Consider the following 22,507-nt stretch of genomic DNA (forward strand, 5'->3'; position numbering starts at 1 on the left):
ATGCAGCAAGCGCGAATAGCTATTATTTTTGCATCTTCTGCGCCTGGATGGCTCCCCCCGCCTGCACTAGGTGTCGCGCCTGTTCCTGCGCCATGCCGTATTCGGTCAGCAGCTGCACGGTGTGCTCGCCCAGGCGCGGCGCGGGGTAGCGTTGCTCGGGCGCGCTTTCGCTCCAGCGCTGTGGTATGCCCAGCATGCGCAGCAGGCCCTCGCTGGGGTGCTGCTGCATCTGGAAGAAATCAACCGCCTGCATGTGCGGGTCTTGCAGCAGTGTGCCGGGGGTGTTCATCTCGATGACCGGGATGTCGGCCTCGGTCAGCAGGCGCAGCCATTCGGCGGTGCTGCGGGTCTTGAACGTGTCGGCCAGGAACTGGTACAGGTAGGCGATGTTCTCGGTGCGCCCGTAGATGGTGCCGTAGCGCGGGTCTTCGGCCATGTCGGGGCGGCCGACGGCCAGGAAGAAGCGCTGCCAGTGGCGGTCGTTGTAGATGTTGACGCCGATGTAGCCGTCCAGTGTTTCGTAGGGCCGGCGCTCGGCGCTCATCATGCGCGCATAGCCCCAGTCGCCGATCGGCGGCTCGAAGCTGTGGCCGTACAGATGGTCGCCCAGCACGAAGTGGGCGAAGGTCTCGAACATGGGCACCTCCACCGACTGGCCGTGGCCGGTCTTCTCGCGGTAGTACAGCGCCATGGCCACGGCATTGCAGCTGGCCATGCCCACCAGGCGGTCGGCGATGGCCGTGGCCACGTAGGTCGGCGGCCCCACCTTACGGGCCTGCAGCACTGGCATGCCCACGGCGGCCTGGATCAGGTCGTCATACGCGGGCCGGTCGGCATACGGGCCGTTCTGGCCGAAGCCGAAGGCGCCGCAGTAGATGATGCGCGGATTGATCTTCTGGACGTCTTCATAGGCCAGGCCCAGCTTGGCCATGGCCTTGGGTCGCAGGCTGTGCAGCACCACGTCGGCCGATTCGATCATGCGCCGCAGCGCCTGCGCGGCCTCGGGGTGCTTGAGGTCGAGCACCGCGCTGCGCTTGTTGCGGTTCAGGTGCAGGAAGATGGCGCTCATGCCCGGGTTGCGGCAGGGGCCGACGCCGCGTGTCGGGTCGCCCGCGGGCGCCTCGATCTTGCAGATGTCGGCCCCCATGTCGGCCAGCAGCAGAGAGGCATACGGACCCATGAAATTCGAGGTCAGGTCCAGCACCCGCACCCCGGTGAGTGGTCCAGCCATGGCGATGCCTCCCTTATTCCGGTTGGATGTTCAGGGACTTGAACAGGCGTTGCCAGACCGCGACCTCCTCGCGGATGTCCTTGGCAAAGGCCCCGGGGGACGAGGCTGCCACGGAGGCGGTGAGCTTGTCCTCCATCTGCTTGCGGAATTCCGCGTCCTCGAAGACGGCCGCCACGTCGCGGTTGATGCGCTCGACCACCGGCGCGGGGGTGCCCTTGGGTACGAAAAAGCCTGTCCACAACTGGGGCAGGTAGCCGCTGTAGCCCACGGCCTCCTGCAAGGTGGGCACCTCGGGCAGGTCGGGGTAGCGCTGCGTGCTTATGGCCGCCAGCGGCACCATGCCGCCATTGGCGAAGTAGGGCCGGATTGAGGCCGGGTTGTTGACGATGAACTGCGCATCGCCGCGCATCACGGCCATGTTGGCCTCGTTGACGTTGTTGAAGTTCACTCCCGTGTACCGGGCCCCCAGCTGCTGGTTCAGGATGGCGTAGGTCAGATTGAACACCGACGTGGGGCCTAGGCCCGCGAAGAAGAGCCCCTGCTCGCCCTTCTTGCTCAGTGCCACCAGGTCCTTGAGCGTCCTGGCCTGCTTCGCGGTCTCGCCGTTGACGGCGATGACGAACTGGTAGTTCAGCACCTTGCGTACCGGCACCAGGTCGGTCAGCGGGTCGAAGCGCACGCCCTTTTGCGTGTACTTGGGAAGGAAGGAGCTTTGCGTGCCCAGCAGCAGCGTGTGGCCATCAGTGGCGCGCACCACATGCTCGGTGCCCACCACGCCGCCCGCACCGGGCTTGTTCTCGATGACCACCGGCTGCTTCCAGCGCTGCTCCAGCCGGGGCGCCATCAGGCGCGCCAGCGTGTCGCCGGACGAGCCCGGGCCGATGGCCAGCACGATGCGCACCGGCTTGGTCGGCCAGTCCTGCGCGGCGGCAGGCAGCGCAGCGGTGGCTGTCCATGCGGCCAGCGCGGCCAGGCCCAGGCGCATGCACAGCCGCCGCTGCCGATGGAGGGGGGGGTTCTTCATGTCTTGTCTCCTGTGTTGTCGGATGCTTACCCGGCCGCATCGAATACGGGCAATACCTGTTCGCCGCGCTGCAGGTAGCGCACCTGCACGCTCTGGCCGATGCGCATGTCCCCGGGCCGGCCATTGATCTGGCTGAACAGGTAGTAGCCCTCGGCCATCTCGATGAAGCCCACGGTGTAGGGCGCGATGGAGGCCCATGCCTTGGTGGGGCCGCGCATCACGGTGCTGAAGGAATAGACCGTGCCGCGCCCGGCGGATTCGCGCCACTCCAGCTGCGCCTTGTCCGCTCCGCAGTGCGGGCAGTACGAGTGCGCGGGCCACACGGCCAGCTGGCAGCCGTTGCAGTGCTGGTAGGTCAGGCGCTCTTTCTTCAGGGCCGCCCAATAGGGCTCGGCGTCGAGCTGCGCATAGGGCTGGGGCCAGCCGTCGACGTAGTGGATTTCGCTCATCGCAGGGCTCCTTCAGGCTGGGTTGGCAAGAATGGTCACGGCGCCCGCGGCGAGCATGCCGCCCGCCCCCTGCACCAATACCGTCTTGGGCCGCTTGCGCGGTACGCCACCCAGGGCCTGGCCGCGTAGCTGGCGTATGGCTTCCACGTAGCTGTCCATGTTGCAGGAGATGCCTGGCTGGCCGAACGACAGCCAGCCGCCGTTGGTATCGGTGGGCAGGTCGCCGTCGATGCCGGTGCGGCCCTCGCGGTAGACATCGATGCCGCGCCCCTTGGGGGCAAAGCCGAGGTCTTCCATCACGATGGGGCCCATGTGGGCAAAGTTGACGGAGATCTGCAGCATGTCGATGTCCGCCGGTGTCAGGTCCGATGCCGCATAGGCCTGGCGCGCCGCCTCGGCCGTGGCCGTGGTGGTGAGGTTGGGGAACTGGCCCAGGCTGGCGTAGCGGCAGGAGCGCATGTTCATGCGGTCGGTCAGATATTCGTGCGTGGAGGCCGAGCCATAGCCCATCACATGGATGGCGCCCGGCACGCCGCGCGCCTTCTCCACCGAGGTGACGACCAGCGCGCCGCCCGTGCCGCCGCCCCAGGTGGAGCACATCCAGCGCCGCAGTGGCGTGGCGACGTAGGGCGATGCCAGCACCGTCTCGCGGTCCACCTCGCCAAAGCGCGCCTTGGCCGCGTGCGGATGGCGCACGCCCCAGCGCTGGTTGGCGATGGCCACTTCGGCCAGGTCCGCCTCGGTGATGCCGAACTCGTGGAAGTAGCGCTGCGCCGCGATGCCGTAGAGCGCCGGGATGATGGGCCCATAGGGAATCTCGAACTGCGGATCGGCATCGGCCTCGGCGCCCATGGCCACGGCATCGACGAACAGTTCCGTGGCATCGCTTTGCAGGCACAGCACATAGTCGGCGCGGCCAGCGGCGATCATCTGCGTGGCCATGGCGACCGAGGCCGTCAGACCCGAGCCGTGCATGGTCAGCTCGGTGTCGAGCGTCACCGGCATGTGCATGTGCGAGATGAAGATGTTGCTCCACTGCGAACGCTTGTCGGCCCAGGGCGATCGGCCGGTGAACACGGCGTCGATCTGCTCCTTGCGGATGCCCGCGTCGCGCAGCGCGTGGTTGGTGGCCTCCACGGCCAGTTGCATGGGGTCCTTGCGGTCGGCGCGCGACGCATAGGCATCGCCCATGCCGACGATGGCCGCCACGGGTTGGCGTGACATGGCTGCTTCCTTTTTGCTTTGAAAAAAATAGCTGCCAGCGCTTGATGGGAAAGCGATGGAAGCCGATTCTGTTTGTATTCCTTACGCCGCCTTGGGCGCGGGCAGCGTCGAGGCGATCAGCGCATCCAGGTCTTCGCGCTTGCGCAGCATCAGCAGGCTCCACTCGCCTTGCTGCACGATGTCGCCGTCCTGGTTCAGCACCTGGATCAGGAACTTGATCACGCCGTACTTCTCGTCCTTGACCTTCTTGCCGATCACAGTGGCGCGGGCGAACACGGTGTCGTCGATCAGCACGGGCTTGAGGAAGCGCATGTTGTCGATGCCGTAGTTGGCCTGGATGCCCAGGCCGAACTGGATCAGCCCGGTGGCGATGGAGTAGGTGAGGGCGCCTTGCACCAGGCGCTTGCCGAAGCGCGTCTTGGAGGCGTAGAGCGTGTTGGAGTGGATGGCGATCCAGTTGCCGGTGAGCGCGCAGTAGTTCACCACGTCGGTCTCGGTGATGGTGCGCCCGCCGGAGTTGAAGACCTGGCCGTCTTGCAGCTCGTCGAAGGTCTGGCTGATCTGGTTGTTGATGAGGCTCATGCGTATCTCCTGTTGTATTCGTGGATGCGGTAGGGGCGCGCTCCCGGAGCGGACGTTCCGGAAGCGGGGTGCGGATGCGCCGGTTTACAGGCGCAGCGACTTGGCGATGATGGTCCGCTGGATCTGCGAGGTGCCGCCGCCGATGGTGCACTGGATGGATTCGCGCAGGTAGCGCTCCATGTCGGCCTCGGGCAGGTTGGCGAAGCCACCGAGGATCTGCATGCCGTCGAGCGCGCACTGCTTCAGGGTTTCGGAGGCGAACAGCTTGGCCATCGACGTTTCGGTCGGCGCGGGCTTGCCCTCGGCCTTCATGACGCCGGCGCGATAGACCAGCAGGCGGGCCGCATCGACGCGGGTCTGGTCTTCTGCCAGCATGTGCTTGAGCACCTGGAAGTTGAAGATCGGCTGGCCGAACTGCGTGCGCTGGTGCGCATAGCGGTTGGCGTTGTTCACGGCTTCCTGCGCGTTGCCCGTGTAGGCGGCGGCGACGGCGCAGCGCTCGAGCTCGAGGTGGTTGAGGATGATCTCGTGGCCTTGGCCTTCCTCGCCGAGGATCATGTCGCCGGGCACGATGACGTTGTCGAGGAAGATTTCGGTCGTGCCGGTCGCGTGGCGCGACAGCGTGGGCAGCTTGTTAATGACCAGGCCCGGCGTGGTGTTCGGGATCAGCAGCATGGATAGGCCGCCATGCTTGTTGTTCATGTCGGTGCGCACCAGCATCGCGATGACGGTGTCCTTGGCCTGGGCGCCCGAGCAGAACATCTTCGCGCCGTTGACGACCCAATCGCCGTTCGCGTTCTTCTTGGCATGGGTCTTGGTGGCGAACACGTCCGAGCCTGCATCGGGCTCCGTCATCGACACCGAGAAACGGATTTTTCCTTCGATGAAGGGCTTGACGTACATCTCCTTTTGCTTGGCCGAGCCGTACTTGGCGATGTTCATCGCGGTGAAGGTGGGCACCAGGATGGCAGCGGCGAAGTCGAAGCCATACTTGCCCAGGCCCTCGGCCATCAGCACGTAGTCGAAGATGTTGCCGCCCACGCCGCCTTCTTCTTCGGAGAACAGCAGGCCCAGCCAGCCCTGCTGGGCGATCTTTTCATAGGCTTCGTAGGGGTAGTCGCGGTTCTGGTCGCACTTGCGGATGTATTCGCAGGTGATCTCGTTGTCCATGAACTTGTTCACGGTGTCGAGCCACAACTGCTGCGATTCGTCGAGGAAATTGGCCATCTCGTTGCTCCTTCGGGCGGGTGTTTGACAGCCCGAAGGTTAGGCAGGAGGGGCGTGCAAACCAAGTTGCAAATTTCGAAATGCCATTTCGACGGCGGCGAAGTAGGTGCGAGGTTGAGGCCGGCGCGGCTCAGGACAGCGCCGCGGACGCAGCCAGCTCGCGGAATTGCGCGATGCCTTCGCGGTGCACGCGCTCGGCCTCGGCCAGGCCGATGGGGGTGGCAGGCTTCTGGCTGAGCGCGCGCAGCGCGGTCTGGACCGCCGGGTCCTGGAGCGATTCGCCCAGGGCGCGGTTGAGCACTTCGAGGATGGCCTGCGGCGTGCCCCTCTTGACGTAGAAACCGCCGGCGATCGAGATGGCCATGTCCTTCACGCGCGGGGTCTCCGCGATCGCGGGATAGGCCGGCCGCTCGGGAATGCGCTCCTGGCTCAGCACGGCCAGGATCTTGATCATGCCCTTCTTCTGGAACTCCTCGTGCTGCGCGAGGTAGGGAATGATGTAGAAATCCACCTCCCCGGCCAGCAGCGCCTGGTCGGCGGGGCCTCCGCCTTTGTACGGAACGTGCAGCATCTCGATGCCGGTCATCCGGGAGAGCCGGCTGGCGAGGAGGTGGTAGATGGACCCCGGTCCGGTGCTGGCGTAGGTCAGCGGCTTGCCTTGCCGGGCCATTTTGTCGGCGTAGGCAAGGAATTCTTCCACCGAGCGGACCGGCAGCCCCTTGCGCGTGATCAGCACAAGCTCGGGCCGGCTGATCAACTGGACCAGCTGGAAGTCGTCGCCGCGGAATTTCACGGACGCAATGCTGCTGGCTGCCAGTTCCAGCTCGGCCAGCGAACCCCGGTACAGATGGTAGCCATCGGCGCGTTCGTTCATGATCTTCTGCGCGGCAATGGTGCCGCTGGCCCCCGCGATGTTCTGCACCACCACTGGCTGCCCCAGCTTGGCCGACAGTGTCGGGCTGACGGCGCGGGCCGTGCTGTCGCCGCTGCCGCCCGGGGGATAGGGGATGACCAGGGTCACCGGCCGGCTTGGATAGGTGTCGGCCCGCGTGGGGCCGGGCAGCCAGGCCGGCAGGGCGCCGGCGCTCAGCAGTTGAAGGAATTGGCGCTTCGTGGGATGCATGGTGTTTGTCTCCTTGGGGCAGGCTCTTATCGGTTGGCCGCCTTGCGCAGCGGCGGCGGCAGTACGTCGGCGGGAATCGGGCACTGGTAGGCCACGCCGCGGCGGCGCTCGATCCAGTGCCGGCGCGCCGCCTCGATGTGCGCTGGCTCCTGGAACAGGTCGATGGCCGTGGCGGCCAGGGTCTTGGCGGCCAGCAGCATGCCCTTGTGCGCGATGCCGGTCTTGCCCTGCGTGACCCATTGCCACGAATGCGGGCTGGTGCCGAAGGCGAAGCAGGCCGTCATGCACTGCGCCGTGGGCGTCACCCAGCTCACATCGCCCACGTCGGTAGAGCCGTGCATGGGCGTGACGATGCGCTGGTCGTACTCGTCCACCGTGTCGAACAGCGGCTTGGGGTCGCGCCAGGCGGCCGTCAGCCAGCGGCCCAGGGCCTCGTGCTCCTCGGGCTTGGTGGTCTTCACCAGTTCACTGGCGTAGGCTTGGTCCCGGGAGTCGTAGCGCGGCGCCCCGAGGCGCTTGAGGTTCTCGTACATGAGCTGGTTGAGCGGGTCGTTGAGCACCATGTTCGAGCAGCCCGAATGGAAGCGCACCTGCACCTGGCAGCCGCTCATCAGCGCCGCGCCATTGGCGATGTCCAGCACCCGCTGGTACAGCGCATCGACCTCGTGGTTGTGCGGCGCGCGGATCATGTACAGCGCCTCGGCGCTGGCCTGCACCACGTTGGGGGCCAGGCCGCCCGCATCGGTGATGGCGTAGTGCACCCGTGCATCCGTGGGCATGTGCTCGCGCAGGAAGTTGACGCCGATGTTCATCAGCTCCAGCGCATCCAGCGCGCTGCGGCCCAGGTGCGGCGACGAGCCGGCGTGCGCCGCCACGCCGGTGAAGCGGAAATACGCCTGCTTCACCGCCAGGAAGCTCATGTTCTTGACCGTGGTGATGGGTCCCGGGTGCCAGGTGAGGGCGGCGCTCAGGTCGTCGAACAGGCCGTCGCGCGCCATGAAGGTCTTGCCGTAGCCGCCTTCCTCGGCCGGGCAGCCGTAGAAGCGCACCGTGCCGGGCGTGCCGGTGCGCTCCAGGAACTCCTTGACGCCCACGGCCGCCAGGTGCGCGGCCGTGCCCAGCAGGTGATGGCCGCAGCCATGGCCGTTGCCGGACATGATTTCGCTCGATGGGCGGCATTCCAGCGCCTGGCTTTCCTGGCTGAGCTGCGCCAGCGCATCGAACTCGCCCAGGATGCCGATGACCGGGCCGCCGCTGCCGGCCTCGGCCAAGAAGGCCGTCGGAATGCCGGCGACGCCTTCGGTGATCCGGAACCCCGCCTGGCGCAGGTATTGGATGTGGGCGGCGGCGGAGTTTTGTTCCTGGTAGCCCAGTTCGGCAAAGCTCCAGATCCTGTCGGAAAGCGCGGTGTAGGCGGGGGCTTGCGCGTCGATGAAGTCTTCGGTGGCAGCGTGCATGGGGGCTCTCGTTGTGGGTGACGCACAGGAGTCTGGATAAAGTCGACTGTTGCATCAATGACAGAAGTGGTGGATATTTGTTGCGTAATCAGGCAACACATGAATCCCATGCCCAATGCTTTGGATGGCCGGCTCGATGCACGCTTGGCGCATTACTTCCTGCAAGTGCTCGACAGCGGATCGGTACGCGGCGGCGCCGAGGTGCTGGGTGTGGATCCATCCGTGGTGAGCCGCGCCGTCAGCACGCTGGAGCAGGAATGCGGCGCCTGCCTGCTGGAGCGCAAGGGGCGTGGCGTGCAGCCGACCGATGCCGGTGCGCTGGTGGCGGACTACCTGCGGCGCCAGCTGAGCCAGAAGCGCCAATTGCTGGAGCAGCTCGACAGCATCCAGAAGGTGCAGCGCGGCCATGTGGATCTGATGGCGGGCGAAGGTTTCGTGGACTGGCTGATGCAGCGCGTGCTGCATGGCTTCATGGCGCGGCATCCGGGGATCACCGTGGATCTGTCCATCGGCCGCACGGACGAGATCGCCCGCCGGGTCGTGGAAGACCGCGCCCATATCGGCATCGCATTCCAGCCGCCCAAGGACGGGCGGCTTCGCTCACACCATTCGCATTCCTATCCCATCCAGGCCCATGTGCTGGATTCGCATCCGCTGGCGCAGCGCACGCCGCCGCTGGACCTGGCCGACCTGCTGCCCTATCCGGGCGTGGCCATGCACCATGGCTTCGGCCTGCAGCAGCATATCGAGGCGGCCCAGACCGTGGAGGGGGTGCGGCTGAACACGGTATTCACCACCAGCTCCTTCAATGCCATGAGCCATTTCGTTCTACTGGGCCTGGGCTACGTGCTGTCGTCGCGCCTGCTGGCGGTGCCGCAGGCGGCACAGGCCCGGTTGGTCAGGCTGCCGATGAAGAATCCCATCCTGTCGCAGGGGCGGGTCCACGTGATCTCGCGCCATGGCCGGGTCCTGCCGCCCGCGGCAGGCATTTTGCTGCGGGACATCGTTGGCGGCATCGACTCGTATGCATCGGCCGGCACCGGCGCGCCTTGATCAGGGGGCAGCGCCTGTCGCCGCATCGGCCGGCCGGCTCATCAACTGCGCGAGCAGCGCCTGGGCGGCAGGCCCCAGGCTGCGTTCGCGCGGCGTGGCGATCTGCACGATGCGCCGCGCCCAGGTGTCCGAAAGCGGTATGGCCAGCACGCCGTCCAGCCGCGTCTGCATCACCGAGCATTCGGGCTGCACCGTCACCCCCAGGCGCGCCTGCGCCAGGCTCATGGCCACGCCGGTGCTGCGCACGCAGTACTTGGGCTTGTAGGCGACGCCGAGCTTGCGCGCCGCGTTGGAGAACGCCTGCTGCATGACCGAGACGACGATGAGGTCGTGCGCCACCAGGTCCTTGAACGACACGCTGGCGCGCCCGGCCAGCGGATGTGCCTCGGGCACGACGGCCACCATGCGGTCGGTACGGTAAGGCGCGACCTGCACGCCTTCCAGCTGCAGCCCCGGGGCGAGGGCGAACACGCCGATGTCCGCATCGCCCTGCTGCACGGCCTGCACGATCTCGGTGTTCTCCAGTTCGCGCACCACCAGGTCCACCATGGGATAGTCACGCGCGAAGTCGCCCAGTTCGCGCGAGAGGAAGGGCACGAAGATGGAGCGCGCCGAGGCCACGAAAACCTCGCCGCGCACGCCTTCGCTGAAGGCCGTGACCTCGTCGCGCATCGCGTCGAGTTCGGTAAAGAGCTTGCGGATGTAGCGCACCACCACCTGGCCTGCGGCAGTGGGCGCCACGCCCTTGGGCGTGCGTTCGAGCAACTGGATGCCCGCGATCTCCTCGAAGTCCTGGATGCGCTTGGTGGCGGTGGAGGCCGCAATGTTCTCTCGGATCGCCGCGCGCCCGATCTGCTGCTCTTCCACGGCCGAGAGGAACAGCCGTAGCGTGAAAAGGTCGGTCTGGCGGATGAAATGAAGGCGGTTGAAGGTCATTATGTGCCAAGCATACCGGCCGGGCGTGCAGTCGGTCGATCCAGGACTGCCTCCCTCGAAAAAGACTGCATGGGCCTGGGGCTTCGAGCTTCTCGAATCGCCGCTTCGAAATTCCCCACTTGGACACGCTGCGCGCTTCACTGAAGATTTGACGGTAATACGGACATGAGAGGAGACACGCACCGTGAAGAAATTAGCAAGCATCGTGGGCGCGGCGCTGTCTGCTGCTTGTGGACTGTGGCCCCTGGCCGGCGCCGCCCAGGCTTTCAAGGCTCCCATCAAAGTCGTTGTGCCCTATGCGGCGGGCGGCGGCACCGACGTGCTCGCGCGCCTGCTGGGGCAGGGCCTGTCCAGGGAGCTGGGGCAGAGCGTCGTCGTCGAGAACAAGCCGGGCGCCAGCGGCCAGATCGGCACCCAGTCCGTGGCAGCGGCGGCGCCCAATGGGGCCACGCTGCTGTTCACCGTCGATCACTCGCTGATCACCGTGCCGCTGACCATGCCCAGCGCCAAGTACGACGCCGAGGCGGGCTTTACCGCGCTGGGCCAGGCCGCGCGCTCGGTATGGACGCTGAGCATTCCCGCAAGCACCCCCTACAGGGATTTCGCCGGCTTCGCCGCCGCCGTGAAGGCCGAGGCGCCGCTGCGCTCCTTCGGCGTACCGTTCACGGGCGGCGCCCCGACGCTGATCGGCCAGGCCCTGGGCCGCCATTGGGGCGTGGCCATGGAGGCCGTCGCGTTCAGCGGTTCAGGCCCGGTGATCCAGAACGTCATGGCCGCGCAGGTGCCGGCCGGCATCACGGGCATGCCCGAGGCCATGGCAGTGCACCGCTCGGGCAAGGCGCGGGTGGTGGCTGTCTCGGGCGCCGAGCGCACGCCGCTGCTGCCCGATGTGCCGACCTTCAAGGAACTGGGCATCGCCGGGCTGGAATTCCACACCTTCCTAGGCTTCTTCGCACCCAAGGGCCTGCCCAAGGACACGGCGCAGGAATTCAACGCGGCACTGCGCAAGGTGCTGGCTGACCCGGTCGTGCTCGACAAGCTGGGCGGCATGTCGCTGCAGCCCGCGCCGACCACGCTGGCCGAGGCCCGTGACGAGGTCGCAGCGATGGAGCGTTTCTGGGAAAAGGCGCTGGGCGCCCCCCAGCGCTGAGAATTTTCCAGGAGCCAGCCATGACCTCGCGCCGATCCTTCCTCGCCAGCCTGCCCGCCGCCGGCGCCTTGCTGGCCTCGCGTGCATTCGCCCAGACGCCGTGGCCTGACCGCCCGATCCGATTCATCGTCCCGGTCGCGGCGGGCGCGGGCACGGATCTGGTGGCGCGCCATGTGTCCGTGGCGCTGACCAAGCTGTGGAATGCTCCCTGCATCGTCGACAACAAGCCCGGCGCGGGCGGCGCGGTGGGCACGGACTACGTGGCCAAGGCCGCGCCGGATGGCGCCACGCTGCTGTTCACTTTCTCGGCCCACTACACCACGCCGCTGGTCGATAAGACGCCCTACGACCCGGTGGCCGACTTCGAGCCCGTCGCCCGCCTCGCCAGTTCGCCGCTGTTCATGGTGGCGGCGCAGGACTCGCCCTTCAGGAGCGTGGCCGAAGTGGTCGCCGCGTCCCGGCGCGCGCCGGGCTCCGTTACCTACGCCTCGGCAGGGCAGGGCACGCCCTCGCACATGGGCGGCGCGCTGCTGGAATCCATCGCCGGCATCCGTATGGTGCACACCCCGTACCGCAACGGCTCGCAGGCCATGATCGAAACCGGCAACGGCCAGGTCAACGTGGCCTTCTCGGGCGCGGCGGCGCTGCCGCTGGTCAAGAGCGGCCGGCTGCGCCTGCTGGCCATCACATCGGCCAAACGCTCGGCGCACCTGCCCGACGTGGCCACGGTGAACGAATCGGCCGCCATCCAGGGCTACGACCTCGTCTCCCCCATATGGGCCCTGGCGCCGCGCGGCACGCCCGAGGCCATCCGGGGCAAGCTGTCCGACGCTTTTGGCGCCATCGCCGCCACGCCCGGGTTCAAGGACTTCTGCGCCGCCCAGTACCTGGAGCAGGACTTCCAGAATACGGAGCAGGCTAAGGCCGCGGTAGCTGGCGAAGCCGTCCATTGGCGCCGCCTGGTGCAGCTCACCCAGGGGTAATTTGTCAAAAATAGTAGCTGCTTGTGCTTGCTGTATAAGCGCTGGAGGCCAATTTGGTTTGAAAAATAAGGAGCCCCACCATGACGCAAGCATCCGACGCGAACACCGCCAGTGAAGTGACGCGCGAGGAATTGCACCTTCGGCGCATCGACTTCCGTGGCTTTCGCCGCAGCGATGGCCTGCTGGAGGTCGAGGCCCGGCTCACCGATCGCAAGACGCACGATTTTCAGCCGTTCAGCGGCGGGCGCCACGTGGCGGCAGGCGACACCATCCACGACCACGGCCTGCGCGTGGCGTTCGGCGAGGACATGGTGATCCGCGAAGTCGCTACCGCCATCCGCGCCTATCCCTACCGCGAGTGCCCCGGCGGCGGCGGCACCTTGCAGGCGATGGTGGGCGTGCGCATCGGCCCCGGCTGGAGCGGCGAAGTGCGCAAGCGCCTGCCCGCGGGCGACACCTGCACGCACCTCAAGGAAATGCTGATCCCCCTGGCGAGCGCCGCCTTCCAGACCGTGTACTCGGTGCGCATGGGCCACAGCGACGACAGCGACGCGAGCGGCCGCCCGCGCAAGATCGACAGCTGCTACGCCTATGGCGCCGGGCGCGAGCTGGTGGCGCTGCTATGGCCCGCGTACCACCGACCGGATGGCACAAAGAACGAACAAGGAAACAACACATGACCGACAAGAAGCAAGGCCCCCTGGCGGGCATCCGCATCGTGGAGCTGGGCGGCATCGGCCCCGGCCCCTTCTGCTGCATGCTGCTGGCCGACCTGGGCGCGGACGTGATCCGCATCGACCGCCCGCCGGGGCACGACGGCGGCGCGCCCATCGATGCGCGCTTCGACCTGCTCAACCGCAGCCGCCGCAGCGCGATGATGGACCTGAAGAAACCCGAGGCCACCGCCGCCGTGCTGCGCCTGGTGGCGCAGGCCGATGCCTTCATCGAGGGCTTCCGCCCCGGCGTGGCCGAGCGTCTGGGCCTGGGGCCGGACGCCTGCCTGGCCGCCAACCCCCGCCTGGTCTACGGCCGCATGACAGGCTGGGGCCAGACCGGGCCACTGGCCCAGGCGCCGGGGCACGACATCAACTACATCTCGCTCACCGGCGTGCTGAACGCCGTGGGCCGTGCGGGCGAGGCGCCAGCCATCCCGCTGAACCTGGTGGGCGATTTCGGTGGCGGCTCGATGTACCTTGCGCTGGGCGTGGTCAGTGCCATCCTGGAGGCGCGTGGCAGCGGGCGCGGACAGGTGGTGGATGCGGCCATGGTCGATGGCTCGGCCTCGCTGATGACGCTGCTCTACGGCTTTCGCGCCGCAGGCTACTGGAGTGACGAGCGCGGCACCAACCGCCTGGACTCGGGCGCGCCTTGGTACAACGTGTACGAAACCCGCGATGGCAAGTACGTGAGCATGGCCGCCAACGAGGGGCGCTTCTACCGCGCCGCCCTCGCCGTGCTGGGGCTGCAGGACGAGCCGCTGACCGGACAGCACGACCGGGACGGCTGGCCCGCCATGCAGGCGCGCTTTGCTGCTGTCTTCCGTACCCGCACGCAGGCCGAATGGGTGGCGCTGGCGGCGGGCACCGAGTCCTGCATCACGCCCGTGCTCTCGATGGCCGAGGCGCCCGCGCACCCGCATCTGAAAGAGCGCGGCACCTTCGTCGAACTCGATGGCGTGCCGCAGCCCGCGCCCGCGCCGCGCTTCAGCCGCACGCCCGGCGCGATCCAGAGCCCGCCTGCGCGGCCAGGGCAGCACACGCGCGAGGTGCTGCGCGATTGGGGCTTGTCGGCCACCGACGTGGATGCACTGCACGCCGCAGGCGCGGCACTGTCGCCCGGGGAGGCCCGGTGACCGCGCCGGAAAAGCTCGCCCGGGCATGCGTGGACGACCCGGCCAGCGTCGAACTGACGGCTTCGATAGCCGGCCACGTGGCCCGCGTGGCGAACGCGCCGCTCGCCGAGGCCGACACCGAGGCCGCGCGCCAACTGTTGCTGGACAACTTCATCGTCTCCCTGTGGGGTGCCACGCGGCCATGGACGCGCGAGATCGCGCAGTGGACGCGGCGCTTCGCCGGCACGGGGGCAAGCCCCGTGCTGGGCACCGGCTGGTCCGCCGACCCCTCGGTCGCGGCACTGGTGCACGGCACTGCCGCGCACAGCTGCGAGCTGGACGACACGCATGACGAAACCCTGAGCCACCCCGGCGCCGCCATCATCCCCGCCGCGCTGGCCGTGGCCGCGGCCACCGATGCACCGCAGGCCGACCTGCTGCGCGCGCTGGCGGCGGGTTATGAAACCATGGCGCTGCTGGGCGCCTCGGCCGGCGGGATGGAGACGGTGCACCGGGGTTTTCACCCCACGTCGGTGTTCGGCTCCTTCGGCGCGGCCACGGCCTGCACCTGTCTGCATGCCTATGCGGGCGCGGAGGCCGTCACGCAGGACGGCCTCATTGCCGCCTGGGGCCATGCGCTGTCGCAAGCCTGCGGCGCCATGCAGTTCTCCGCCGAGGCCGGCGGCGGCGAGGTCAAGCGTGTGCACGCGGGCTTCGGTGCGCGCAACGGCGTGCTGGCAGCCGAGTTCGCGCGCATGCCCGCCGTCACGGCGCCGCGCCGAGTGGCCGAGGGACTGTACGGCCTGGCGGCGTTGTTCGGTGGCCCGCTGCGCCATGTGGAGCCGGCGGGCAGTCTGCAGATCCGCAACATCAGCTTCAAGCCTTATGCGTGCTGCCGGCTGTTCCACTCCACCATCGACGCGCTGCGCGAAGTCACCCGCGATTTCAGCACGCCCCTGGATGCCATCGGCGAAATCACGATCAGCGGCCCGCAGCTCATTGCCGACCAGCACATGCTGCAGCGCCCTGGCGGCAGCATGGCCGCGCAGTACAGCGCCCCCTTCATCGTGGGTGCCACGCTGGCCTACGGCCCTCAGCGCTACGACGCCTACGGCGACGAGCACATGGGGGACGCAGCCATCCTCGCCATCGCGGACAAGGTGCGCTTCGAACTCAGCGAGGAGCTGGCGCGCACCTACTACCCCCAGCATTTCGCCACCGGCGTGCGCATGCGCTTCACGGACGGCAGCGAGCGCTACGCCATGGTGGTGGACAGTCTGGGCACGCCGCGCAAGTCGCTGACCCGGCAGCAGATCCTGGCCAAGGGCGACGGCCTGGCCGGGGGCGAGGGCGGGCGCATCGGCGCGCGGCTGCAGGCCTGCATCTGGGATGGCGGGCAGGGCGGCAGGGCACTGGCGCACAGTCTGGCGCAGGCTCTGGATTTCTGAACATGATGCTTCAGAAACGATAGCTGCCATGGAATGTTCGGCAAGCGCTGAAGCCAAAAAAGCACCCTTGCCGCCTCTTGCCGGCCATTCACAGATAATCCTCGAAATCGCGTAGTAGCGCCTCGAGCCGTGCGGCCGTTTCTTTGAGAGCGGGAGCTATCCGCTCGCGCTCGGATTGCAGATTCAACTTCACGTCGGCCTTGCCGCAGCTGAGGCCCATCAGCGTACGCTCGCGGCCTAGCCATACTGGCATTGCCACGCCATAGGTATTGCGCTGGAATCCGCCGAGCACCGCACAAGTGCCGTGGGCTTCCAATTCGTTGAAGGAGGTGTTCAGCGATTGCTCCAGTGCATTGGCTTGCGCACCCGCACGCCGCAGGTACTCTTCGACGAGGGGGCGCCGTTCTTCGGGAGGCAGCCCCCACAGGTAAGCTCTGCCAATGGAGGTCGTTTGCATTGGCAACACCGAGCCCACGCCCAGGCGCAGCGTGGCGACCTTGCGGCTCACGCGGTAGCCCACGTAGAGCAGGTCAAGGCCGTCGCGGATGCCCAGCGCCACGGAGACATCGAGCCGGTCCGCCAGTTCCTGCATCAGGGGTTGTGCCGCCTGCAGCAGGTCGTTGGAGGACAGGTAGGCATGGCCAATGCCCAACGCGCCAGCGGACAGCTCAAACTCGCGCTTGCCCGGCACCAGGCGCAAAAAGCCGACTTGCAGCAGTGTGGAGGTCAACCGGGAGACCGTGGCCTTGGGAAGTCCTGTGCGTCGCACTAGCTCCGCATTGGTCAGCGGGGTACGGTTGGAGCGGAAGGCGCGCAGCACTTCCAGCCCGCGCTCCACAGTCATGAGCGCGGAGTTGTCGGTCGATGTGCTTTTGGCGCAGCTCACATCAGTTTCTCCCGAACTGGATTTCCTGAGCCAAGCGGACCAGGGCAGGGCCGAGTTCGCGTGTGCTTCTGGTACGGCTCACACGCGTGGAAGGAGCCATGCAGCTCACTGCCAGAGGCGCCGCGCCGGTCAATTGGATGGGAGCGGCGACCATGGTCATGGGCTGCCCGGATTCGCCCGGCGCCACGCAAAAACCGTCTTGACGCACCCGTCCGATGGCTTCTCGCGAGCGCAGGCGCCTTTGCTCCTCGCACTTGGCGCTGGAGGGTCGTTGGCCTGCGCTTTGCAGCAGATAGTTCTGCTCGGCTTCAGGAAGGCTCGCCAGCAGAGCCCAGCCAGCGGCAGTCGATGCCAATTCCATCCTGGTGCCGATGCCCGGTTGTAGCTCGGTGGGCATGGCGTTAGTGCGACAGCTGTCGATGACCACGAGGTCCAGGCGGTCGCGCCCACTCAGGTGAACGTGCACCTCGTGGCGCTCGGCGAATGCGCTCATGCGCTGATGTACCGTCCGGTGGATTTCGGAATCTGCTGCAGCTCGGTAGCCCAGGGCGAGCGCGGAAGGGCTGAGGCAGAACCGCCTTCCGTCTGAGGCGCAGCGCAGATAACCCAGGGTCAGCAGCGTTCGGACCATGCGTGTCACGGTGGAGGCCGGCAGGCCTGTGCGGCTTGCAAGATCGCCATGCAGCAACCAGCGGTCGCTGGGGGTGAATGCCGAAAGAACGGAAAGAGCCCGGGCGAAGGGAGTAACGATCGGGTTGTGCTTGGCCTGCGCGGTGGGCGGATTGGTAATGCAGGTAGGAATGTCGCGGGTCATGGGGCACTCTCAACAACCAAATAACTAACTAACAGTCATTAGAATTTGCGGATCGGTTCCCGTCATCAGGGTTGTCCCTTTATTGCGTGAGTTTGCCTGACGACTATGGGTAAACGCTGGCCTGGTACCTACCGCTCCATGCACACCAGGGAGAGTGCATTTGGAAACATTTTGTGCAGTGACCGCTGAGGTTATTCCCCAGCGCAGGCTGTGCCGCTTCTGCATGGCGGCGAGCGGCACACGCCTTGGCCGATGTGGCTTGCTACGCCCAGGCCCATGACGCTCGAGGCCATGGAGATTCTGGCCGGATGCCGGATGCCGGATGCCGGATGGCGGCCACAGCGGCGGCGCCGTGGTCGCGGACCTGGCGAGCGTGTTGCATGCAATAAAAGCCCAGTTGTCCGTTCCAATTGGTGCCTCATTGGGGCGGCAATCCGCCTTTGCTCCAGGGATGGCGCTGGAGCATGGTTTACCCGGGAATCACAGCTCCTTGAGCATGTTTTTTGCAATCAGCGTCTGCTGGATCTGCGTGGTGCCCTCGTAGATACGGAACAGGCGCACGTCGCGGTAGAAGCGCTCGATGGCATATTCGCTCATGTAGCCCGCGCCGCCGAAGATCTGTACCGCGCGGTCGGCCACGCGGCCGCACATCTCGGTGGCGAACATCTTGGCGCAGGAGGCTTCGGTGGCGTTGGGCAGCTTGTCGTCGCGGCGGCGGGCGGCGTCTAGCACCATGCAGCGGGCGGCGTAGATCTCGGCTTTGCTGTCGGCCAGCATGCCCTGAACCAGTTGGAAGTTGCCGATAGCCTGGCCGAACTGCTTGCGCTCGGCGGCGTAGCGCAGCGCCATGTCCAGCATGCGCTCGGCCACGGCCACGGCCACGGCGGCGATGTGGATGCGGCCTTTTTCCAGCACCTTCATCGCGGTCTTGAAGCCCTGGCCTTCCTTGCCGCCGATCAGGTTGGCGGCGGGCACGCGCACGTTCTCGAAGATCACGTCGCAGGTGTGTGCGCCCTTCTGGCCCATTTTCTTGTCACGCTTGCCGAAGCTGATGCCGGGCGTGCCCGCCTCGACGATGAAGGCCGACACGCCGCCCGCGCCCTTCACGGCGGGGTCGGTACGTGCCATCAGCGTGAACATGCCGGCCTGGGGGGCGTTGGTAATGAAGCGCTTGGTGCCGTTGACCACATAGACGTCGCCATCCTTGATGGCCGTGGTGCGCAGCGAGCCTGCGTCCGAGCCTGCCTCGGGCTCGGTCAGCGCGAAGGAGGCCATCATCTCCCCCGTGGCCAGGCGCGGCAGGTACTTTTGCTGTTGCTCGGGCGTGCCGTCGAACAAAATTCCCTGCGAGCCGATGCCCACCGTGGTGCCGATGAGCGAGCGGAACACGGGCGAGGCGCGGCACAGCTCGAACACGGCCAGCACTTCCTCTTCCATCGTCAATTCCAGTCCACCAAAGCGCTCGGGGATGGTCAGGCCGAACAGGCCCAGGTCGCGCATGTCCTGCACGATGTCGGCAGGGATCTCGTCGGTTTCGGCCACCAGCTCCTCGTTGGGGATGAGGCGCTCGGTCACAAAGCGGTTGATGGAGTCGAGCAGGACGTTGAGCGTTTCTTGGTCGCGGATCATGGCGATGAATTCAGTGTGGTGATGTGGATGACGCCATCGTTGGTCCGGATGGATGCCGGCGCAATGGGTTTGGAGGCGATGTTCCGAAAGATGGAAGAGACTCTCGCTATGACGCACCGGCAAAGCACCCAATGGCTTTGCCAAGGTACGGAACGCTTGCCGCATGTTTGTTGACCGGATGTTGGCGCCTCTTCATCCTAAGGCCCGTTGTTTACCTGTAGCCAAACACCATGCCCATTGATCCCCGTAGCCTGCTGGCGCGCGCATTTCCTCCCATCGAGCATGCCTACACGCGGCGTGACACCCAGATATACGCTTTAGGTCTGGGCCTGGGGTCAGACCCATTGGATGTAGGGCAACTGCGGTACCTCTACGAAGGGCAGGACGGCAACGCTTTGCAGGCAATGCCGACCATGGCGAACGTTCTGGCCTATCCGGGTTTCTGGGCGCGAGAGCCTGACACTGGCATCACTTGGCAAAAGCTGCTGCATGCCGAGCAGGAAATCCGGATTCACTCCCCGCTGCCAGCCAGCGGCTGCGTACGTGGCCAGACGCGCATCACCGGCCTATGGGACAAGGGTGAAGGCAAGGGCGCTTTCTTGCAGCAGACACGAGATATCACCGACGTGGCGACGGGGCAAGTGCTTGCTACCGTCAAGCAGCTGAGCCTGTTGCGCGGTGACGGCGGCTTCGGCGCAGGTGGCAGCGACGGTGTACCGCCCGCGCCCCACGCCATGCCAGAGGGCGCTCCCGACCATGTCTGCGATCTGGCGACACCTGCGCAACTCGCGCTGATCTACCGCCTGAGCGGCGACCTGAATCCGCTGCATGCCGACCCGGCCGTGGCTGCCGCCGCGGGCTTCTCACGCCCCATTCTGCATGGAATGGCGCTGATGGGCGTGGCTGCGCACGCTGTACTTCGTACGTTGCTGGGCTACGACAGCAGCCGCTTTGCAGGGATGCGCGTGCGCTTCACTGCACCCGCCTGGCCGGGGGACACGCTGCGTACCGAGATGTGGGTACGCGGCGATACGGTATCTCTGCGAACCACTGCGGTAGAGCGCGACGTGGTGGTCTTGAACAACGCACGGGTGGACCTGTGCTGACCGCAGCGGAAAGGAGCCGGGCGTGATGGAACGACAAGACGGACAAGGCCTGGGAGCCGCGCCATGCCAACGGCGTGCCGGGGCCGGATGTGTCGACGTACCCAGGAGCGCGCAAAGCGTTGCCGGGCGGCAGCCAGTGGCGCAGAGGTATGTCTGGGTAGATAGCTCGGACAGCGGCGGTACCGCCCTGGACGCAGATACGCGGCGGCGGATCAACGAAACCGTCGAGCAGTTCTGTACTGCGTGGATTTGAACTGGGTGCGGCCAGACAGCGCCGCAGCCCCCTTTTTCTCAGGAGAAACCAATGGATTTAGGTCTGACAGGAAAAGTTGCCATCGTCACCGGCTCGGCCCGGGGACTTGGAGCCGCCACGGCACGGCGCCTAGCGCAAGAAGGCGCGAAGGTCGTCATTACGGACATCAACGCCGAACTGGCACAGGCCACGGCCAAGGCGCTGCAGGATGAGGGCTTTGCCGCGCACTGCGTGGTGGGCGACATCACCAAGGGCGCCGACGTGCAGCGCCTGGTCGACGAAACCGTGGCCCACTTCGGCGGCGTGCACATCCTGGTGAACAACGCCGGATCGCCGCGCGACAAGTACCTGGTGAAGATGAGCGAGGATGACTGGGACTTCGTCATGGCCGTCATGCTCAAGGGCGCCTTCCTGGCGGCCAAGGCGGTGATGCCGCACTTCATCAACCAGGGCTGGGGCCGCGTCATCAACATCAGCTCCCGCGCGCACCTGGGCAACCCCACGCAGGCCAATTACTCCGCGGCCAAGGCCGGGCTGATCGGCATGGCGAAAGCCTTGTCGAAGGAAGAGGGGCGCTACGGCGTCACCTGCAACTGTGTGGCCCCCGGCTTCATGGAAACGGAAATGGTGCAGGCCCTGCCCACCTACGAAACCATCAAGGAAGCCGCCGTGGCCGCCCAGCCCATCAAGCGCGTAGGCAAGCCCGAGGACATCGCCGACGCCGTGGCCTTCCTGGCCAGCGAGCGCGCGGGCTTCATCAGCGGCGAAGTGCTGCACGTGACCGGCGGGCGCTACGGCTGATAAATCAAAAATAATAGCTTCCAGTGCTTGATGGACGGTTGCTGGAGGCTGATTTCATTCAAAACCCTATTGAAACAAGGCATCGAACATGAAACGAGCAGCCATCGTCTCTCCTCTGCGCACACCTGTGGGCGCCTACGGAGGAGCATTGAGAGGCATTCCCGTCGAGGAGCTGGGCGCCACCGTGGCGCGGGCCATCGTGCAGCGCACGGGGCTGGATCCAGCGCGCATCGACGACGTGGTGTTCGCACAAAGCTACGCCAGCGGCGAGACGCCCTGCACAGGACGCTGGGTGGCGCTGCAGGCGGGTTTCCCCATCGAGGTGGCGGGCATGCAGCTGGATCGCCGCTGCGGTGGCGGTGTGCAGGCCCTGGCTACGGCGGCCATGATGGTGCAGACGGGCGCCGCCGACGTGGTGATGGCCGGTGGCGTGGAGAGCATGAGCAACGTCGAGTACTACACCACCGACATGCGCTGGGGCAAGCGCGCGGGCAACGTCAAGTTCTACGACCGCCTGGACCGGGGCCGGGAGCGCTCGCAGCCCGAGGAGCGCTTTGGCCGCATCAGCGGCATGATCGAAACGGCGGAGACGCTGGCACGTGAATACGGGATCAGCCGCGAGGCCGCCGACCGCTTCGCCGCGCGCAGTCACCAGCGTGCGGCTGCCGCGCAGGCCGCTGGCTTGTTCGATGCAGAGATCGTTCCCATCTCTGTACCGCAACGCAAGGGCGACCCGCTTCTCGTGAGCAAGGACGAGGGTGTGCGCGGCGATACCACTGCCGAGAGCCTGTCCAAGATGCGCACCATCATGAAAGAGGGCGTGGTGACGGCGGGCAACGCCTGCCAGCAGAACGATGCCGCAGCAGCCTGCCTGATCGTGGCGGAGGACAAGCTCGAAGAACTGGGCCTGGAACCCATCGGCTGGCTGACCGGCTGGGCGGCGGCAGGGTGCGATCCCGCGCGCATGGGCATCGGCCCCGTGCCCGCGGTGCAGAAAGTACTGGCGCGCACAGGCCTGACATTCGACCAGATGGACCTGATCGAGCTCAACGAGGCATTTGCCTGCCAGGCCCTGGCCTGCGTGAAGGGTTGGGGCAGCACGATGGATGCGCTCGAGGACAAGCTCAACGTCAACGGTTCTGGTATTTCGCTGGGCCACCCCGTGGGTGCCACGGGCGTTCGCATCATGACCACCCTGTTGAACGAAATGCAGCGCCGCAAGGCCCGCTACGGGCTGGAGACCATGTGCATCGGCGGCGGGCAGGGCATCGCCATGATCGTCGAGCGCGCTTGAGGAGAG

21 protein-coding genes are annotated in these 22,507 nt (G+C 66.5%); 9 read left to right on the forward strand and 12 right to left on the reverse strand.

The window, feature by feature from the left end:
- Nucleotides 1-22: 22 nt before the first annotated feature.
- From Cth01_RS21085 to Cth01_RS21120, 8 genes are all read right to left on the reverse strand, one after another.
- Nucleotides 23-1,231 (reverse strand): CaiB/BaiF CoA transferase family protein, encoded by a 1,209-nt coding sequence (locus Cth01_RS21085; protein ID WP_045840298.1) that lies wholly within the window; start codon nt 1,229-1,231, stop codon nt 23-25.
- 13 nt (nt 1,232-1,244) lie between these two features.
- The gene (locus Cth01_RS21090; RefSeq protein ID WP_045840299.1) at nt 1,245-2,255 is read right to left on the reverse strand and encodes a Bug family tripartite tricarboxylate transporter substrate binding protein; all 1,011 of its coding nucleotides are present in this window, start codon (nt 2,253-2,255) and stop codon (nt 1,245-1,247) included.
- A gap of 26 nt (nt 2,256-2,281) precedes the next feature.
- Entirely contained in the window at nt 2,282-2,704 is a 423-nt protein-coding gene (locus Cth01_RS21095; RefSeq protein WP_045840300.1) for a Zn-ribbon domain-containing OB-fold protein, read from the reverse strand.
- A gap of 12 nt (nt 2,705-2,716) precedes the next feature.
- Nucleotides 2,717-3,928 carry a thiolase family protein gene (locus Cth01_RS21100; protein ID WP_045840301.1) on the reverse strand — a complete coding sequence of 404 codons (1,212 nt, stop codon included), beginning with the start codon at nt 3,926-3,928 and terminating at the stop codon, nt 2,717-2,719.
- A gap of 81 nt (nt 3,929-4,009) precedes the next feature.
- Entirely contained in the window at nt 4,010-4,510 is a 501-nt protein-coding gene (locus Cth01_RS21105) for a MaoC family dehydratase (RefSeq protein ID WP_045840302.1), read from the reverse strand.
- Nucleotides 4,511-4,594: 84 nt separating this feature from the next.
- Entirely contained in the window at nt 4,595-5,737 is a 1,143-nt protein-coding gene (locus Cth01_RS21110) for an acyl-CoA dehydrogenase family protein (protein ID WP_045840303.1), read from the reverse strand.
- A gap of 130 nt (nt 5,738-5,867) precedes the next feature.
- Entirely contained in the window at nt 5,868-6,860 is a 993-nt protein-coding gene (locus Cth01_RS21115; protein ID WP_045840304.1) for a Bug family tripartite tricarboxylate transporter substrate binding protein, read from the reverse strand.
- Nucleotides 6,861-6,886: 26 nt separating this feature from the next.
- Complete coding sequence (locus tag Cth01_RS21120; protein WP_045840305.1) at nt 6,887-8,317, reverse strand: M20 family metallopeptidase; 1,431 nt, start codon at nt 8,315-8,317, stop codon at nt 6,887-6,889.
- 108 nt (nt 8,318-8,425) lie between these two features.
- Here Cth01_RS21120 and Cth01_RS21125 point away from each other — a divergent pair, with 108 nt between their 5' ends.
- The gene (locus tag Cth01_RS21125) at nt 8,426-9,370 is read left to right on the forward strand and encodes a LysR family transcriptional regulator (RefSeq protein ID WP_346190154.1); all 945 of its coding nucleotides are present in this window, start codon (nt 8,426-8,428) and stop codon (nt 9,368-9,370) included.
- On the opposite strand, the gene Cth01_RS21130 is transcribed toward Cth01_RS21125, so the two are convergent.
- Complete coding sequence (locus Cth01_RS21130) at nt 9,371-10,306, reverse strand: LysR family transcriptional regulator (protein ID WP_045840306.1); 936 nt, start codon at nt 10,304-10,306, stop codon at nt 9,371-9,373.
- A gap of 184 nt (nt 10,307-10,490) precedes the next feature.
- Between Cth01_RS21130 and Cth01_RS21135 the strand changes: the two genes are divergently transcribed.
- The 5 genes from Cth01_RS21135 (at nt 10,491) to Cth01_RS21155 (ending at nt 15,718) form a co-directional block, all read left to right on the forward strand.
- Nucleotides 10,491-11,456 carry a Bug family tripartite tricarboxylate transporter substrate binding protein gene (locus Cth01_RS21135; protein WP_233425247.1) on the forward strand — a complete coding sequence of 322 codons (966 nt, stop codon included), beginning with the start codon at nt 10,491-10,493 and terminating at the stop codon, nt 11,454-11,456.
- Between the two features lie 161 nt (nt 11,457-11,617).
- Nucleotides 11,618-12,439, forward strand: coding sequence for a tripartite tricarboxylate transporter substrate binding protein (locus Cth01_RS21140; protein ID WP_169749773.1), 822 nt, complete (start codon nt 11,618-11,620; stop codon nt 12,437-12,439).
- Between the two features lie 80 nt (nt 12,440-12,519).
- The gene (locus Cth01_RS21145) at nt 12,520-13,119 is read left to right on the forward strand and encodes a DUF2889 domain-containing protein (RefSeq protein WP_045840308.1); all 600 of its coding nucleotides are present in this window, start codon (nt 12,520-12,522) and stop codon (nt 13,117-13,119) included.
- Entirely contained in the window at nt 13,116-14,291 is a 1,176-nt protein-coding gene (locus tag Cth01_RS21150) for a CaiB/BaiF CoA transferase family protein (protein WP_045840309.1), read from the forward strand. Before Cth01_RS21145 ends, Cth01_RS21150 begins: the two co-directional genes overlap by 4 nt.
- Complete coding sequence (locus Cth01_RS21155; protein ID WP_045840310.1) at nt 14,288-15,718, forward strand: MmgE/PrpD family protein; 1,431 nt, start codon at nt 14,288-14,290, stop codon at nt 15,716-15,718. Before Cth01_RS21150 ends, Cth01_RS21155 begins: the two co-directional genes overlap by 4 nt.
- A gap of 88 nt (nt 15,719-15,806) precedes the next feature.
- Here Cth01_RS21155 and Cth01_RS21160 read toward each other — a convergent pair whose 3' ends face one another.
- From Cth01_RS21160 to Cth01_RS21170, 3 genes are all read right to left on the reverse strand, one after another.
- Nucleotides 15,807-16,562 (reverse strand): IclR family transcriptional regulator, encoded by a 756-nt coding sequence (locus Cth01_RS21160; RefSeq protein ID WP_045840328.1) that lies wholly within the window; start codon nt 16,560-16,562, stop codon nt 15,807-15,809.
- A 43-nt stretch (nt 16,563-16,605) separates the two neighbouring features.
- Complete coding sequence (locus Cth01_RS21165) at nt 16,606-17,418, reverse strand: IclR family transcriptional regulator (RefSeq protein WP_045840311.1); 813 nt, start codon at nt 17,416-17,418, stop codon at nt 16,606-16,608.
- A gap of 480 nt (nt 17,419-17,898) precedes the next feature.
- A complete protein-coding gene (locus Cth01_RS21170; protein ID WP_045840312.1) occupies nt 17,899-19,047 on the reverse strand; it encodes an acyl-CoA dehydrogenase family protein in 1,149 nt (382 codons plus the stop codon).
- 230 nt (nt 19,048-19,277) lie between these two features.
- On the opposite strand from Cth01_RS21170, the gene Cth01_RS21175 reads away from it, so the two are divergent.
- The 3 genes from Cth01_RS21175 (at nt 19,278) to Cth01_RS21185 (ending at nt 22,501) form a co-directional block, all read left to right on the forward strand.
- The gene (locus Cth01_RS21175) at nt 19,278-20,153 is read left to right on the forward strand and encodes a MaoC family dehydratase (protein WP_045840313.1); all 876 of its coding nucleotides are present in this window, start codon (nt 19,278-19,280) and stop codon (nt 20,151-20,153) included.
- Nucleotides 20,154-20,457: 304 nt separating this feature from the next.
- The gene (locus tag Cth01_RS21180; protein ID WP_045840314.1) at nt 20,458-21,207 is read left to right on the forward strand and encodes an SDR family NAD(P)-dependent oxidoreductase; all 750 of its coding nucleotides are present in this window, start codon (nt 20,458-20,460) and stop codon (nt 21,205-21,207) included.
- A gap of 88 nt (nt 21,208-21,295) precedes the next feature.
- Complete coding sequence (locus Cth01_RS21185) at nt 21,296-22,501, forward strand: acetyl-CoA C-acetyltransferase (RefSeq protein WP_045840315.1); 1,206 nt, start codon at nt 21,296-21,298, stop codon at nt 22,499-22,501.
- The last annotated feature ends 6 nt before the right edge of the window (nt 22,502-22,507 follow it).

The sequence above is a fragment of the Comamonas thiooxydans genome (assembly GCF_000964545.1).
Classification (GTDB): Bacteria; Pseudomonadota; Gammaproteobacteria; order Burkholderiales; family Burkholderiaceae_C; genus Comamonas; species Comamonas thiooxydans.

Coding starts and splice junctions, on each gene's coding strand:
- Cth01_RS21095 (WP_045840300.1), bottom strand. CDS start 2,704: ATGAGCGAAATCCACTACGTCGACGGCTGGCCCCAGCCCTATGCGCAG.
- Cth01_RS21160 (WP_045840328.1), bottom strand. CDS start 16,562: ATGACTGTGGAGCGCGGGCTGGAAGTGCTGCGCGCCTTCCGCTCCAAC.
- Cth01_RS21125 (WP_346190154.1), top strand. CDS start 8,426: ATGCCCAATGCTTTGGATGGCCGGCTCGATGCACGCTTGGCGCATTAC.
- Cth01_RS21185 (WP_045840315.1), top strand. CDS start 21,296: ATGAAACGAGCAGCCATCGTCTCTCCTCTGCGCACACCTGTGGGCGCC.
- Cth01_RS21085 (WP_045840298.1), bottom strand. CDS start 1,231: ATGGCTGGACCACTCACCGGGGTGCGGGTGCTGGACCTGACCTCGAAT.
- Cth01_RS21100 (WP_045840301.1), bottom strand. CDS start 3,928: ATGTCACGCCAACCCGTGGCGGCCATCGTCGGCATGGGCGATGCCTAT.
- Cth01_RS21105 (WP_045840302.1), bottom strand. CDS start 4,510: ATGAGCCTCATCAACAACCAGATCAGCCAGACCTTCGACGAGCTGCAA.
- Cth01_RS21165 (WP_045840311.1), bottom strand. CDS start 17,418: ATGACCCGCGACATTCCTACCTGCATTACCAATCCGCCCACCGCGCAG.
- Cth01_RS21180 (WP_045840314.1), top strand. CDS start 20,458: ATGGATTTAGGTCTGACAGGAAAAGTTGCCATCGTCACCGGCTCGGCC.
- Cth01_RS21110 (WP_045840303.1), bottom strand. CDS start 5,737: ATGGCCAATTTCCTCGACGAATCGCAGCAGTTGTGGCTCGACACCGTG.
- Cth01_RS21115 (WP_045840304.1), bottom strand. CDS start 6,860: ATGCATCCCACGAAGCGCCAATTCCTTCAACTGCTGAGCGCCGGCGCC.
- Cth01_RS21175 (WP_045840313.1), top strand. CDS start 19,278: ATGCCCATTGATCCCCGTAGCCTGCTGGCGCGCGCATTTCCTCCCATC.
- Cth01_RS21120 (WP_045840305.1), bottom strand. CDS start 8,317: ATGCACGCTGCCACCGAAGACTTCATCGACGCGCAAGCCCCCGCCTAC.
- Cth01_RS21130 (WP_045840306.1), bottom strand. CDS start 10,306: ATGACCTTCAACCGCCTTCATTTCATCCGCCAGACCGACCTTTTCACG.
- Cth01_RS21150 (WP_045840309.1), top strand. CDS start 13,116: ATGACCGACAAGAAGCAAGGCCCCCTGGCGGGCATCCGCATCGTGGAG.
- Cth01_RS21145 (WP_045840308.1), top strand. CDS start 12,520: ATGACGCAAGCATCCGACGCGAACACCGCCAGTGAAGTGACGCGCGAG.
- Cth01_RS21090 (WP_045840299.1), bottom strand. CDS start 2,255: ATGAAGAACCCCCCCCTCCATCGGCAGCGGCGGCTGTGCATGCGCCTG.
- Cth01_RS21170 (WP_045840312.1), bottom strand. CDS start 19,047: ATGATCCGCGACCAAGAAACGCTCAACGTCCTGCTCGACTCCATCAAC.